Origin of the sequence: Aeromonas sp. S2(2024) (assembly GCF_041402505.1) — a bacterium.
GTDB classification, from domain to species: Bacteria; Pseudomonadota; Gammaproteobacteria; order Enterobacterales; family Aeromonadaceae; genus Aeromonas; species Aeromonas media.
In genome coordinates, this window is sequence record NZ_JBGLRL010000005.1 from 61,819 (window position 1) to 75,260 (window position 13,442).

Genomic DNA, 13,442 nt, shown 5'->3' on the forward strand with positions numbered 1-13,442 from the left:
TCATTGTCAGGGCTTGTCAGCTACGAGCATCCTGGCGCTCAAAGTAGCGGATAAACTTGCCAAACTTGGCCTCATCGTAACTTTTCCCCTTCTCCAGCAATCCGGTGTTGAAGGACTCCAGCAGCTTGCCTCTGGCGTCCAGCACGTAGAAGTGGGGCACCCCCAGATATTCTGGATAGGCCTTGAGGAAGGGGGCGTTTTTGTTCGCCTTGCTGACGTTCACCTTGACCACCACGAAGGTCTGGTTGAACTGACTGGCAAGGGCTGGCTCCCGGTCCAGGAAGCGGTTCATCTCCTGACACCAACTGCACCACTCGCCCCCCACCAGCAGCAATACCTGCTTGTCCTCTTGTTGCGCCCTGATGGTGGCAGCGGCGAGATCTTTCGCCGGATCCCGCTGCTCGTCATAGCCCTGACTGTAATCGGGCAAGCCCCTGGCCCAGAGGTGGTCACCCGCGCGGGCGGCGCCGTTGAACAGCAGGGTGCCCAGCATCAGGGGCAGTAACAGTCGTTTCATCGTCTCTTCCTTGTATTGTCGTTGCTTCCAAGCCGGAATAATGTGACACGAGCGAACCCCTTCGCCAAGCCGCAAACAGGGAAGGAGATAAGCAAAAAAGCGGGAGTGAAATGGCAGAAAACAACAAAGCCCCTCGAGAGGGGCCTTGTTGTTTGGTCGGGCTCTGTCCGCTTGCGGATCAGTAGCTCTGCTGGTGGACGTCCATCACGGCGCGACCGGAGGGGTCGGCCATCTCCTTGAACTTGGCATCCCACTCCAGCGCGGTCGGGGTGGAGCAGGCGACCGACTTGCCGTAGGGCACGGTGCGGGCGGCGGACTCCAGCGGGAAGTGCTCGTCGAAGATGGCGCGGTAGAAGTAGGCCTCCTTGGTGAGCGGAGTGTTGACGGGGAAGCGGAACGCCGCCGCCTCGAACATCTGATCCGTCACTTCGGTCTCGACCATGGCCTTCAGGCTGTCAATCCAGGAGTAGCCCACGCCGTCGGAGAACTGCTCCTTCTGGCGCCATGCCACCTCGTGGGGCAGCAGCTCCTCGAAGGCTTCCCGCAGGATGTGCTTCTCGATCTTGCCGTTGCCACACATCTTGTCGGCGGGCTGCAGGCGCATCGCCACGTCCATGAACTCCTTGTCGAGGAAGGGCACGCGGCCCTCCACGCCCCAGGCGGCCATGGACTTGTTGGCCCGCAGGCAGTCATACAGATGCAGGGAGGCCAGCTTGCGCACGTTCTCCTCGTGGAACTCCCGGGCGTTGGGGGCCTTGTGGAAGTAGAGGTAGCCGCCGAACAGCTCGTCGGAGCCTTCGCCGGAGAGCACCATCTTGATCCCCATCGCCTTGATGTAGCGCGCCATCAGATACATGGGGGTGGAGGCGCGGATGGTGGTGACGTCATAGGTCTCGAGGTGATAGATGACGTCCCGCAGGGCATCCAGCCCTTCCTGCACGGTGAAGTGGATCTGGTGGTGTATGGTGCCGAGGTGATCGGCCACCTTGCGGGCGGCGGCCAAGTCCGGCGAGCCTTCCAGGCCGACGGCGAAGGAGTGCAGCTGGGGCCACCAGGCTTCGCTCTTGCCATCGTCTTCTACCCGACGAGCGGCATAGAGCTTGGTGATGGCGGAGATGACGGACGAATCCAGACCGCCGGAGAGCAGCACGCCGTAGGGCACGTCGCACATCAGCTGGCGTTTGACCGCCGCTTCCAGCGCGGCTTTCAGCTCGGCCTTGTCACTGACGTTGTGCTCGACTGCCTGATATTCCATCCAGTCGCGTTTGTACCATTGTTTGAGCTCGCCATCCTTGCTCCAGAGGTAGTGTCCCGGCGGGAAGGTCTCGACGCTCTTGCACACCGGTACCAGGGCCTTCATCTCGGAGGCGACATAGAAGTTGCCGTGCTCGTCGCGGCCGGTATAGAGGGGGATGATCCCCATGTGGTCGCGGCCAATCAGGTAGGCATCCTGCTCGGCATCATAGAGGATGAAGGCGAAGATGCCGTTGAGATCGTCCAGGAAGGCGGGGCCCTTCTCCTTGTAGAGGGCGAGCAGCACCTCGCAGTCGGAGTGGGTCTGGAACTGGAAGTCGACCTTGAGGTGCTTCTCGAGTTCCTTGTGGTTGTAGATCTCGCCGTTGACGGCCAATACGTGAGTGCGCTCGGGGTTGTAGAGCGGCTGGGCGCCATTGCCCGGATCGACGATGGCCAGGCGCTCGTGCACCAGGATGGCCTTGTCGGAGCTGTAGACGCCGGACCAGTCAGGCCCGCGGTGACGCAGTCGCTTGGACATCTCCAGGGCCGATTTGCGCAAGGTGGCGGAGTCGGTCTTGATGTCCAGAATGCCGAAAATAGAACACATTGGCGGTAATCCTCTTGATTTTTATATGAGCCCCCCACGTTCGGGCTCGAAATTCCATTTACATTCCTCGCCAATCACAATGCCTAGCGCAAAAACCTTTTGCAAGCGGGAAAACCGCACAAAATCATGCCGCCAACGTCAAGTCGGCGGGTGAGAATGGTGTCGACAACGAGGGGCTTGCTTGACGTGCGCGTCAGGTCGCGGCGGGTTCGAAGATCACATAGAGCTTGCGGCAGGCCACCAGGGTCTCCCACTCGCCGACGAAGCCCGCCGGGATGACGAACTGATCCCCCGGCTTGAGGTGCAGCTCGCCCCCCTGGCCGTCGTGGATCCGCGCCTCGCCCTCCAGCAACTGGCAGTATTCGTGCTCTGTGTAGTGCACGGCCCAGCGCCCCGGCTCGCAGGCCCAGAAGCCCACGTGAAACTGCTGGCTGGGGTCCGAATAGTGGTTCCAGAGGGTCTGGCTCGGGTTGCCGGCCCGGATCCGCTCGGGGGCGGGCATCAGCGGGGTGGGGGAGACGGGGTGCTGGTCCAGCAGGATCCAGTCGTTCAGGCTCTTCATGGTGCGTCCTTGGGGTGGCGAGGGGAGCGTCCTGCTCCCGTTTAGTTTGTTTAACAATGTTGCGTTTACGTTAAACGATGTGCGCCACCTTGCCAAGGGGGTCCAAGGAAGGGGATCAGACGATATCGATGTCCACCACGGAGTCGAAGATGTGATTCGGTCTGAACGGCATGCGGTCGATGTCCGCCACCTTGCTCACCCCTGAGAGCACCAGCACCGTCTCGAGGCCGGCCTGGAAGCCCGCCAGTATGTCGGTGCGCAGGTTGTCGCCGATGATGATGGTGTCGTCGGAGTGGGCCTCCATCCGGTTGAGCGCCGCGCGAATGATCCAGGCGCTCGGCTTGCCGACGTAGAACGGCTTCTTGCCGGTCATCCGCTCTATGGGGGCGCAGAGGGCGCCGCAGGCCGGGTGCATCATGGGGCCGTGGGTGTCGGGGTTGGTGGCGATGAAGCGGGCCCCCTGATCCACGAACTTGGCCCCCAGCTGCATCATGGTCCAGTTGTAGTTGCGGGTCTCCCCCACCACCACGAAGTCGGGATCGATGTCGGTGATGGTGAAGCCGGCCTTGTAGAGCTCGTGGGTCAGGGCCCCTTCACCAATCACATAGGCCTTCTTGCCATCCTGGCGCTTGAGAAAGTCGGCGGTGCCCATGGCGGAGGTATAGAAGCACTCCTCCGGCACCTCTATCCCGGCGGAGCGGAAGCGGTTTTGCAGATCTTTCTGGGTCTGGGCCGGGTAGTTGGTGAGGAACAGGAGCTTGCTGCCCTGCTCCAGCAGACGATGAACGAAACGGTCGGCGCCGGGCACCAGATCGTTGTTGTGCAGGATGACGCCGTCGATATCACAGATGACGCTTTTCTTCATGGAAACTCCTTGTAGGGGGAGGTGGTTGCCAACCTCGAATGTCTTCAATCACTTATGGCTTTTTTGTGCCGCCATTATAAGGCGCTTTGATGACAAGTCTCCCCCGGCGCGCCAGATGGGTGCACAATGACTGCAGAGGGAGGGCGCCGTCGGCGCCTGGACTTGCCTTAACCATCAGGCGCTGACGATGGAGCCGTCATCATGGAGAACTTTATTGCCGGCTTGCCCAAGCTGGAGCTGCACCTGCATATCGAGGGCACCCTCGAGCCCGAGCTGATGTTTGCCCTGGCCAGACGCAACGGGGTGACCCTGCCCTGGCCCGATGTGGAGAGCCTGCGGGCTGCCTATGAGTTCGACTGCCTGCAATCCTTTCTCGATCTCTACTACCTGGGGGCCAGCGTGCTGGTCACAGATCAGGACTTCTTCGACCTCACCTGGGCCTATCTTGAACGCTGCGCCGCCGACAAGGTGGTGCACGTGGAGATCTTCTTCGATCCCCAGACCCACAGTGCCCGCGGCATTCCCTTCGAGACGGTGCTCGGCGGCATAGAGCGGGCATTGCAGCAGGGGGAGCGGCAGCTTGGCATCAGCTGGCGACTCATCATGAGCTTCTTGCGCCACCTGAGCGAAGAGGATGCCTTCGCCACCTTGCGCGAGGCCGAGCCTTATCTGGCCCGGCTGCACGGGGTCGGCCTGGATTCGAGCGAGCTCGGCAATCCGCCAGGCAAGTTTGCCCGTGTCTTCGCCCGGGCGAGGGAGCTGGGGTTGCCTGTGGTAGCCCATGCGGGGGAGGAGGGACCGGCGGCCTACATCTGGCAGACCATCCAGGAGCTGCAGGTCAGACGCATCGATCACGGGGTGCACTGCGCCGAGGATCCCGAGCTGGTGCGCTACCTGGCCGATACCCGGCTGCCGCTCACCGTCTGCCCCCTCTCCAACGTACGGCTCAGAGTGTTTGACACCATGGCGGATCACAATGTGCTGACCCTGCTGGAGCAGGGGCTCTGCGTCACCATCAACTCCGACGATCCCGCCTATTTTGGCGGCTACATGGGGGCCAACTTCCAGGCCCTGGCTGACGGGCTCGGCGCCACGCGGGAGCAGCTCTGCCGCCTCTCCCTCAATGGGGTGGAGGCGAGCTGGCTGAGCCTGGCCGACAAGGTGAGGCTGACCCAGGAGATCAGGGGCTATGGTGCCTGCCACGGGGTGGCCCTCTACTAGGCACCGGAGGTGCAAATAGCGCGCGCCCGCCGATAAGGGCGGGCGCGCTGGGCTATGCCGGTTGCCAGTCTCAGGCAGGCTGCGACGCTGTCTCGGCCTGATAGACGGAGTAGTCGATGAGCCCCTGCTCGCCGCCGCCAAACAGGGTGGCGGGATCATGGGGGGCAAAGGGATAGCCGTGGCGCAGCCGGTTCGGCAGATCCGGGTTCGCCACGAAGGGGCGACCGAAGCCAATCAAGTCGGCCCAGCCCGTCTGCAGCGCGGCTCTGGCCCGCTCACCGTCATATTTTCCCGCATAGATGAGGGTGTTGGGGAAGGCATCCCGCAGCCCTTGCTTGAAGCCCTCCGCCATCAGGGGGGCATCGTCCCAGTCCGCCTCGGCGATATGCAGATAGACGATGCCCATTTCCCCCAGCAGCTTCGCGGCAGCCAGATAGGTCTCCTGCGGCTTCGCATCCACGGTACCGTTGAGGGTGGTCAGCGGCGCGAGACGCACCCCGACCCGGTCCGGCCCGATCTCGTCACTGACCGCTTGTGTCACCTCTTTCAAGAAGCGCAACCGGTTCTCCAGGGAGCCGCCGTAGTTGTCGGTGCGGGCGTTGGATTCTGAGTCGAGGAACTGGTTGATGAGGTAGCCGTTGGCGGCGTGCAGCTCTATGCCGTCAAAACCGGCCTCCATGGCATTGCGGGCGGCCTGGCGGAACTGACCCACCACGGCATCTATGTCGGCCTGGGTCATGGCACGGGGAGTGACTGTCTCCACAAAACCGGGGGCGTCGCTGCCGTTGTCGACAAACACCTTCACCCCTTGCGCCTTGATGGCGGAGGAAGATATGGGCTGGGCGCCGCCTATGTTATCCGCGTGGGTGACCCGACCCACGTGCCAGAGCTGGGCAAACATGATGCCCCCCTTGGCGTGCACCGCATCGGTCACCCCTTTCCAGCCAGCCACCTGTTCGGCGCTGTGGATGCCCGGGGTCCAGGCATAGCCCTTGCCAAGGGGATCTATCTGGGTGCCCTCGCCTATGATGAGACCGGCGCCCGCGCGCTGGGCGTAGTAGGTGGCCATCATGGCGTTGGCCACGTCACCGGGCTGGCTGGCGCGGGAGCGGGTCATGGGCGGCATGACGATGCGATTGGAGAGGTGCAACTGGCCGAGGCGAAGGGGGCAGAACAGGGGATCGTGGTTCATGGTGAATTCCTCGTGTTGGGATGGAGGCGACTCTAGAGGGGATTGTCATTGTGAAAAAGAGGGGTAATTGCAGAAGAGAATTGCCATTGGCACAGCAATGGGCCCGAGGCCATGAAAAAGAGGGCCTTTTGGCCCTCTTTTCAGTGTCGCGGCAGATCAGGCGGCGCTGGCGCCTATCGGGGTGACCCGCACCCGCTCTATCCGGCGCTCGCTCACCGCCAGCACCTCGAAGCAGAGTTGACCCAGGCGCAGTTGCTGGCCACAGGTGGGCAGGCTGCCGAAGTGGGAGAGCAGCATGCCCGCTAGGGTCACGTACTCATCGCTCTCGCTCACCAGGCCGTCATGGCCCAGGGTCTGCTCTATCTGGTGGATGTTGGTGCTGCCGTTGATGAGCCAGCTCTCCCCCTCCTGAACTATGTCCGGGGTCTCATCCTCATCCGGCAGCTCGCCGACTATGGCCTCCAGCAGATCGTGGTTGGTGACCAGCCCCTGGATGATGCCGAACTCGTCCGCCACCAGAATGAGGCTGCCCCTGGCCTTGCGCAGCTCCGCCAGCAGCCGGATCACGTTGATGGTCTGGGGCACTATGATGGGGTCGTTCTGCTTGGCGAGCTCGGCCAGGGACTGCCCCTCGTTGAGGGCAAACAGCAGATCCCGCGCCTTCACCACGCCGATGATCTCGTCCAGCTCCCCGTCGCAGACCGGGAACAGGCTGTGGGGGGCCCGCTGTAGCAGGGCACGGATCTCGTCCGGGGAGTCATTGACGTCGATCCACTCCATCTCGGCACGGGGTGTCATTATGGTGCGGATGGAGCGCTCGGCGAGCGACAGTACCCCGGTCACCATGTAGCGCTCCTCTTCCCCGAAGCTGATGGGGCGGGGGGCATCCTGCTCCTCTTCCTCATCCTGCTGTGGGTGCTGGTTGGCCCGGCTGCCCCCCATCAGCTTGAAGATGGCGGCCGTGGTGCGCTCGCGCAGGGGCTGCCTGGATTCGTGGCGCTGGGCACTGCGCTGGGCGAGCTGGTTGAAGAACTCTATGAGCACGGAGAAGCCGATGGCCGCATAGAGATAGCCCTTGGGAATGTGGAAGCCGAAGCCCTCAGCCACCAGGCTGAAGCCTATCATCAGCAGGAAGCTCAGGCAGAGCACCACCACTGTGGGATGGGCGTTGACGAAGCGGGTCAGGGGCTTGGAGGCGATCACCATCACCACCATGGCGATGGTCACGGCCGCCATCATGACGCCCAGGTGTTCCACCATGCCGACCGCTGTGATGATGGAGTCCAGAGAGAAGACGGCATCCAGCACCAGGATCTGGGCGATCACCACCCCGAATCCGGCATAGACACCGGCCGGGCCCTGCTCCTCCGGCTTGGCCTCCAGCCGCTCATGCAGCTCTGAGGTGGCCTTGAACAGCAGGAAGAGGCCGCCGCCCATCAGGATGAGATCCCGACCCGAGAAGGGGTGATCCCAGATGTGCAGTATGGGGGTCGTGAGAGTCACGAGCCAGGACATGACGCTCAGCAGGGCGAGGCGCATGATCAGGGCCAGTGAGAGGCCGATGAGCCGCGCCTTGTCCCGCTGGGCGGGGGGCAGCTTCTTCACCAGGATGGCGATGAAGACCAGGTTGTCTATCCCGAGCACTATCTCGAGGATGATCAGGGTGAACAGACCGACCCAGATAGACGGGTCCAGCAAGAATTCCATTAGGATGACCTCAATAAAAACAGACGCAGTGGATGTCGGTCACGGCAAGGGGCCGTGGCAGGGCAAGGCTCGGGTGTTTTCAGAGGCGCTGGTTGAGCAGGTACAGATAGGTTTTGATGGGGAAAAACGAAGGGCTACTTCGGGGGTTGTCCATGATGGGCAATAAAACCTCGGGTCAAAAGTGAGCCCTGATGATAACGGGAATCCCGCGTTTGGCAAGAGGACACCCAAGGAAGCGCGAGGGGGAGAGGCATGCCGCCCACTGTGGGGGACAGGGGCGGGCGGAGCTTACCGGGCAGGCTCCGCCTTGCTGCTTACTACAGCCAGCGCTTCTCGCGGGTGAAGCATACCGAGAGCCAGGCATCTCCCAGGGTATCGCCGAGGCGGGACCAGAGCTCCTGGCGCAGGGCATCCTGGCGCTCTATGGGCCACTCCTGATCCGGGGCCACCAGTATGTTCAATTCCAGATCGAAGCGGCGGCCGCTTTTCGCCAGATGGCTGTAGCACTCGATGCCATGGCGCTGGCGCAGGGCGTCTATCTCGCTCTCGACCCGCGCCGAAACATCCCCCTTGGGAGCGATTTTCAACACTTCCCGCAGGTTTCGGCCGAGTACCTTGATGGGGATCAGGGTGGCGCACAAGGCGAGCAGGGTGACCAGCACGGGGTCTATGTAGCGGTTGTAGTGGCCGTAGCCGAGGGCGTCGAGGCCGATGGCGACCACGAAGCCGATGAGCAGGGTGGCGCTGAGCAGGGTGTCGACCAACCATTCCTTGGCGTCGACCCGCACCAGCTCGGAGTTGAGCCGCTCGGCAACGCCCGCCTCGATCCGGTAGATGATGGCGCAGAAGAAGGTACAGACGGCGGCGTAGATGAGAGCGTGGCCGAGGTCTATCTCCCGTCCCCCTTCGAGCAGGGAGGTGATGCCGCTATAGAGGGCGCCGAGGCAGAGCAGCAGGATGACGGTGCCGTTGATGACGTTGGTGATGGGCTCGAAGTGGGCATAGCCGTACTGGAAGCGTGCGTCGGAGGGGCGAGTCACCAGGTAGGCGGTGATGAGTCCGAGTCCCGTCATGCCCATGCTGAACAGGGTGAAGATGCCATCGAGCATGATGGCGTTGGAACCGACGAACAGGCCGTAGCCGATCCCGAAGATGGCGAAGCTGATGCAGCCGAACAGCGACAGGGTCAGCGCCTGTTTCTCGGTGCGAACCAGCGTACTGATAACATGGCTGTGATGAGCCATAAAAGTCCTCCTTTCAAATGGTGAAGATTGCACGCGCAAGCGGTTTTCTAGCTGATATACTGCCCGCTCACATGTGAGCGGACTGGTTCGGGGGCCCGCGAAGAGGCTGGCCCGAACGGTCGTTGTCGCCGGAGTTCCGGCATCAAGCAAAGGATGGGAACAAGGATTCATGATCCCGAGACTCGATTACCAGGACAGTTTGTCACCTACAACCCTGCAGTTTCTTGAGTTGCTGGCGCGCTCAGCATTTCGTGGTGATATCGAAAAGTCTTATGCAAGCCGGTTGGCGATGGCGACGGATAACAGCGTCTATCAGGTCGTACCTCAGGCGGTGCTCTATCCGCGTAGCGCGGATGACATAGCGGTGATGCTCAAGCTGGCCCAGGGGCCCGAGTACGCGGCCTTGAGTTTCTTCCCTCGCGGCGGCGGTACCGGCACCAATGGTCAATCCTTGGGCGGCGGCATTATCGTCGATCTCTCGCGCCATATGAACCAGATCCTGGAAATTAATCTGGAGCAGGGCTGGGTGCGGGCCCAGGCCGGGGTGGTGAAAGACCAGCTCAACGCCTACCTCAAACCCCACGGCTACTTCTTCTCGCCGGATCTCTCCACCTCCAACCGCGCCACCCTGGGCGGCATGGTCAACACCGACGCCTCGGGGCAGGGGTCGCTGGTGTACGGCAAGACCTCGGATCACGTGCTGGGGCTCAAAGCGGTGCTGGAGAACGGTGACATCATGGCGACCGAGCCGGTTAATGGCGCGCGTCTCGCCGACAAGCTGGCGCTGGAGAGCCGGGAGGGGGAGATCTATCGCACCCTCTATCGCATAGGCCGCGAGCGACGCGCCGACATCGAGGCCACCTTCCCCAAGCTCAACCGCTTCCTGACCGGTTACGATCTCAAACACCTTTATACCCCTGAGACCGACACCCTGGATGTGAGCCGGGTGCTGTGCGGATCTGAAGGATCCCTGGGTTTCATCACCGAGGCGCGCCTCAACATCACCCCCATTCCGCGCTACCGGACGCTCGTCAACGTCAAGTACGACAGCTTCCCGTCGGCGCTCAGAAACGCCCCCTTTATGGTGGAGGCTCACGCCCTGTCGGTGGAGACGGTGGACTCCCGGGTGCTGGGGCTGGCTCGCGCCGACATCATCTGGCATTCGGTCAAAGAGTTCATTCAGGACGTGCCCGGCAAGGATCTGCAGGGGCTCAACATCGTCGAATTCGCCGACACCGACGAGGCTGAACACCAGGCCAAGGTGGCCGAGCTGTGCTGCCGCATCGATGCCCTGCTGGCCAAGGAGGAGGCGGGGATCATCGGCTATCAGGTGTGCAGTCACTTGCCGAGCATCGAGACCATCTACGGTATGCGCAAGAAGTCGGTGGGGCTGCTCGGCAATGCCGAGGGGCGAAAGAAGCCGGTAGCCTTCACCGAAGACACCGCCGTGCCACCGGAGTCCCTGGCCGATTTCATCATGGAATTTCGCGCCCTGCTCGATGGCCATGGCCTCGACTACGGCATGTTCGGCCACGTCGATGCGGGTGTGCTGCACGTGCGCCCGGCACTGGACTTGTGCGACCCCGAACAGGAGGTGCTGCTGCGGCGCATCTCGGATCAGGTGGTGGCCCTCACCGCCAAATATGGCGGTCTGATGTGGGGGGAGCACGGCAAGGGCTTTCGCTCCGAATACAGCCCCGCCTTCTTCGGCGAGCTGTGGGAGGAGCTGCAGCGGGTCAAGGGGGCGTTCGACCCGGCCAACCGCATCAACCCGGGCAAGATCTGTATGCCTTATGGCAGCGGTGCCGAACTGGTGTCGGTGGACGGCCCCAAGCGCGGCAAGTTTGACCGCCAGATCCCGATTGTGGTGCGCGAAAGCTACACCCGCGCCATGGATTGCAACGGCAACGGCCTCTGCTTCACCTTCGAGACCGACTCCCCCATGTGTCCCTCGGTCAAGATAAGCCGCGACCGCCGCCACTCCCCCAAGGGGCGGGCCGGGTTGATGCGCGAATGGCTGCGTCAGTTGTCGGAGCAGGGCTTCGATCCCCTGGCCGAAGAAGTTGCGCTGCAAAGCGGCGGTCTGCGCTTCAAGGCGATCGTCGACAAGTTTCGCAACACCCTGGCCCGCGCTCGCGGCCAGTACGACTTCTCCCACGAGGTGATGGAGGCGATGGAGGGGTGCCTGGCCTGCAAGGCCTGCACCAGCCAGTGCCCCATCAAGGTGGACGTGCCCACCTTCCGCGCCCGCTTCATGCAGCTCTACCACAGCCGTTATCTGCGCGGCCCCAAGGATTACTTCGTCGGCACCGTCGAAGCTTACGCGCCGCTGCTCGCCAGGGCGCCCAAGCTGGTCAACTTCTTCCTGGAAAAAGAGTGGGCCCAGAAGGCGACCGAGAAGAGCATCGGCATGGTGGATGTGCCGCTCTTGAGTATTCCCACCCTGGCCGAGGAGCTGCGTGATCACAAGGCCCGCTACTTCGACCTGCCGGGGCTGGAGGCCATGAGCCCCGAGCAGCGCAAGAAGGTCGTGCTCATCGTGCAGGATCCCTTCACCAGCTATTACGACGCCCCCGTGGTGCGCGATCTGGTGAAGCTCGCCAGCAAGCTGGGCTATCAGCCCTACCTGCTGCCGTTCAAACCCAACGGCAAGCCCCAGCACGTGAAGGGCTTCCTGCGCGCCTTCGCCCGCACCGCAGCCAGCAGTGCCCAGTTCCTCAACAGGATGGCGGCGCTGGGCATCCCCATGGTGGGAGTCGATCCCTCCCTGGTACTCTGCTATCGCGATGAATACGTGAAGGCGCTGGGCCCTGCCCGCGGCGACTTCCAGGTGCTGCTGCCCCAGGAGTGGCTGCTCTCTCTTCCTGCCCCGCAAGTCAGTGCCGCAGCGAAAGAGCCGGGAGAAGCCGAGCCCTGGTATCTGTTTGCCCACTGCACCGAGAAGACTGCCAAGCCCTCGACTCACGGTGACTGGGGTACCCTGTTTGGCCGCTTCGGCGCCACGTTGCAGCCGGTGTCGGTCGGCTGCTGCGGCATGGCCGGCACCTATGGTCACGACGCCAAGCAAGTGGACAACTCCAAGGGGATCTACTCCTTGAGCTGGGCCGAGCCGCTCGCTCGCCTGCCCAAGGATCGCTGTCTGGCCACGGGTTATTCGTGCCGCAGCCAGGTCAAGCGGATGGAGGGGGAGAAACTCAAGCATCCGCTGCAGGCGCTGCTGGAACTGCTCTGATGCTGCGCTTCCCCAAGCGGTTTCGGGTGCCGCAAGCCTATCGGCACCCGAGCTTTCTGCTGCTGCCTGCCAGCCCGACTCAGGCGGTGGTGGAGTTCGTCGCCATGCTGCGCGAGCGGGAGCAGCTTCATCAGCTGTTTCGCCCGGATGACGTCTGGCCCTCGGCTCAGTTCAGCCTGAGCCAGCACGAGGCCGATCTGGAGTGGCAGCGCTCGGAGTTTCTCGCCAAGCGCTCCTTCGCCTATGGCCTCTGGAGCCCGGAGCGGGAGCCCGAGTTCTGGGGCGGGGTCTATCTCTACCCCTCGGTGTTGCCGGAGGTGGAGGTGGAGCTCTTCTTCTGGAAGGTGGCCGAGGCCCCCCTTGATGACGTCGTGCTGGAGGCCGAACTCCGTGCCTGGCTGGGCAAGGTGTGGCACTGGCATCACCCGCGCCTGCCGGGGCGCGAGCTCCCCTGGGCCGAGTGGCCCGGGGTGACCTATCCCTGGTGACGCAAGGTACTTGTCAAGATGCCCCGGATCGGGGCATCTTTTTTCGCCGGCACTGATCGTGTCCAACTCATTGATCACATAAGGAGTCTGCTCGCCATGAGTCAAGAAAGCGCCCCCATCTGGCGCAAACCCATGAGCCTCGAAGGGCTCAATGCCAGCTCCCGCAACACCCTGATGGCCCACCTTGGCATCCTCTATACCGCCTTTGGGCCCGACTGGCTCGAGGCCAGCATGCCGGTGGATCACCGTACCCATCAGCCCCTTGGCATGCTGCACGGTGGTGCCTCCGTGGTGTTGGCGGAGACGTTGGGGTCGCTGGCCGCCAACATGGCGGTAGGGGAGGAGAGCTACTGCGTGGGACTGGAGGTGAACGCCAACCACCTGCGTGCCAAACGGGAAGGGGTGGTGACAGGGCGTTGCTCGCCACTGCATCTGGGGGCGACGACCCAGGTGTGGCAGATTGACATTCGGGATGAACGTGGGCGTTTATTGTGCACCAGTCGATTGACCATGGCGGTGCTCAAACACAAGCGGGACAAGGACTCCAGCGGGGCGTGACAAGCAATAACGC

At 62.8% G+C, this 13,442-nt stretch carries 11 protein-coding genes; 4 read left to right on the forward strand and 7 right to left on the reverse strand.

Features of this window, described 5'->3' with window-relative positions; translation table 11 throughout:
- Positions 1 to 16 precede the first annotated feature (16 nt).
- The 4 genes from ACB039_RS07275 to ACB039_RS07290 form a co-directional block, all read right to left on the reverse strand.
- The gene (locus ACB039_RS07275) at positions 17 to 517 is read right to left on the reverse strand and encodes a thioredoxin family protein (RefSeq protein WP_226172472.1); all 501 of its coding nucleotides are present in this window, start codon (positions 515 to 517) and stop codon (positions 17 to 19) included.
- A gap of 178 nt (positions 518 to 695) precedes the next feature.
- Complete coding sequence (gene asnB, locus ACB039_RS07280; RefSeq protein ID WP_371165396.1) at positions 696 to 2,360, reverse strand: asparagine synthase B; 1,665 nt, start codon at positions 2,358 to 2,360, stop codon at positions 696 to 698.
- Positions 2,361 to 2,553: 193 nt separating this feature from the next.
- Complete coding sequence (locus tag ACB039_RS07285) at positions 2,554 to 2,922, reverse strand: cupin domain-containing protein (RefSeq protein ID WP_205641951.1); 369 nt, start codon at positions 2,920 to 2,922, stop codon at positions 2,554 to 2,556.
- A 115-nt stretch (positions 2,923 to 3,037) separates the two neighbouring features.
- The gene (locus tag ACB039_RS07290) at positions 3,038 to 3,787 is read right to left on the reverse strand and encodes an HAD-IIA family hydrolase (protein ID WP_005302324.1); all 750 of its coding nucleotides are present in this window, start codon (positions 3,785 to 3,787) and stop codon (positions 3,038 to 3,040) included.
- A 201-nt stretch (positions 3,788 to 3,988) separates the two neighbouring features.
- Here ACB039_RS07290 and ACB039_RS07295 point away from each other — a divergent pair, with 201 nt between their 5' ends.
- Positions 3,989 to 5,008 (forward strand): adenosine deaminase, encoded by a 1,020-nt coding sequence (locus ACB039_RS07295; protein WP_371165397.1) that lies wholly within the window; start codon positions 3,989 to 3,991, stop codon positions 5,006 to 5,008.
- Positions 5,009 to 5,078: 70 nt separating this feature from the next.
- Here ACB039_RS07295 and ACB039_RS07300 read toward each other — a convergent pair whose 3' ends face one another.
- The 3 genes from ACB039_RS07300 to ACB039_RS07310 all read right to left on the reverse strand — a co-directional run bounded on the left by ACB039_RS07300 (position 5,079) and on the right by ACB039_RS07310 (position 9,151).
- Positions 5,079 to 6,200 carry an alkene reductase gene (locus ACB039_RS07300; RefSeq protein ID WP_371165398.1) on the reverse strand — a complete coding sequence of 374 codons (1,122 nt, stop codon included), beginning with the start codon at positions 6,198 to 6,200 and terminating at the stop codon, positions 5,079 to 5,081.
- Between the two features lie 156 nt (positions 6,201 to 6,356).
- Positions 6,357 to 7,907 (reverse strand): TerC family protein, encoded by a 1,551-nt coding sequence (locus ACB039_RS07305; protein ID WP_106886532.1) that lies wholly within the window; start codon positions 7,905 to 7,907, stop codon positions 6,357 to 6,359.
- A gap of 317 nt (positions 7,908 to 8,224) precedes the next feature.
- On the reverse strand, positions 8,225 to 9,151 hold the full coding sequence (locus ACB039_RS07310; protein ID WP_371165399.1) for a cation diffusion facilitator family transporter: 927 nt from the start codon (positions 9,149 to 9,151) through the stop codon (positions 8,225 to 8,227).
- A gap of 169 nt (positions 9,152 to 9,320) precedes the next feature.
- Between ACB039_RS07310 and ACB039_RS07315 the strand changes: the two genes are divergently transcribed.
- The 3 genes from ACB039_RS07315 to ACB039_RS07325 all read left to right on the forward strand — a co-directional run bounded on the left by ACB039_RS07315 (position 9,321) and on the right by ACB039_RS07325 (position 13,429).
- The gene (locus ACB039_RS07315; RefSeq protein WP_371165400.1) at positions 9,321 to 12,383 is read left to right on the forward strand and encodes an FAD-binding and (Fe-S)-binding domain-containing protein; all 3,063 of its coding nucleotides are present in this window, start codon (positions 9,321 to 9,323) and stop codon (positions 12,381 to 12,383) included.
- On the forward strand, positions 12,383 to 12,871 hold the full coding sequence (locus ACB039_RS07320) for a hypothetical protein (protein ID WP_042649317.1): 489 nt from the start codon (positions 12,383 to 12,385) through the stop codon (positions 12,869 to 12,871). Before ACB039_RS07315 ends, ACB039_RS07320 begins: the two co-directional genes overlap by 1 nt.
- A 96-nt stretch (positions 12,872 to 12,967) precedes the next feature.
- Positions 12,968 to 13,429: a hotdog fold thioesterase gene (locus tag ACB039_RS07325; protein WP_042649316.1), complete on the forward strand. Its 462-nt coding sequence runs from the start codon at positions 12,968 to 12,970 to the stop codon at positions 13,427 to 13,429.
- The last annotated feature ends 13 nt before the right edge of the window (positions 13,430 to 13,442 follow it).

What these genes read in the sequence shown, in the direction of transcription:
- ACB039_RS07275 (WP_226172472.1), bottom strand. Translation starts at nt 517, where the DNA reads ATGAAACGACTGTTACTGCCCCTGATGCTGGGCACCCTGCTGTTCAAC.
- asnB (WP_371165396.1), bottom strand. Translation starts at nt 2,360, where the DNA reads ATGTGTTCTATTTTCGGCATTCTGGACATCAAGACCGACTCCGCCACC.
- ACB039_RS07285 (WP_205641951.1), bottom strand. Translation starts at nt 2,922, where the DNA reads ATGAAGAGCCTGAACGACTGGATCCTGCTGGACCAGCACCCCGTCTCC.
- ACB039_RS07290 (WP_005302324.1), bottom strand. Translation starts at nt 3,787, where the DNA reads ATGAAGAAAAGCGTCATCTGTGATATCGACGGCGTCATCCTGCACAAC.
- ACB039_RS07295 (WP_371165397.1), top strand. Translation starts at nt 3,989, where the DNA reads ATGGAGAACTTTATTGCCGGCTTGCCCAAGCTGGAGCTGCACCTGCAT.
- ACB039_RS07300 (WP_371165398.1), bottom strand. Translation starts at nt 6,200, where the DNA reads ATGAACCACGATCCCCTGTTCTGCCCCCTTCGCCTCGGCCAGTTGCAC.
- ACB039_RS07305 (WP_106886532.1), bottom strand. Translation starts at nt 7,907, where the DNA reads ATGGAATTCTTGCTGGACCCGTCTATCTGGGTCGGTCTGTTCACCCTG.
- ACB039_RS07310 (WP_371165399.1), bottom strand. Translation starts at nt 9,151, where the DNA reads ATGGCTCATCACAGCCATGTTATCAGTACGCTGGTTCGCACCGAGAAA.
- ACB039_RS07315 (WP_371165400.1), top strand. Translation starts at nt 9,321, where the DNA reads ATGATCCCGAGACTCGATTACCAGGACAGTTTGTCACCTACAACCCTG.
- ACB039_RS07320 (WP_042649317.1), top strand. Translation starts at nt 12,383, where the DNA reads ATGCTGCGCTTCCCCAAGCGGTTTCGGGTGCCGCAAGCCTATCGGCAC.
- ACB039_RS07325 (WP_042649316.1), top strand. Translation starts at nt 12,968, where the DNA reads ATGAGTCAAGAAAGCGCCCCCATCTGGCGCAAACCCATGAGCCTCGAA.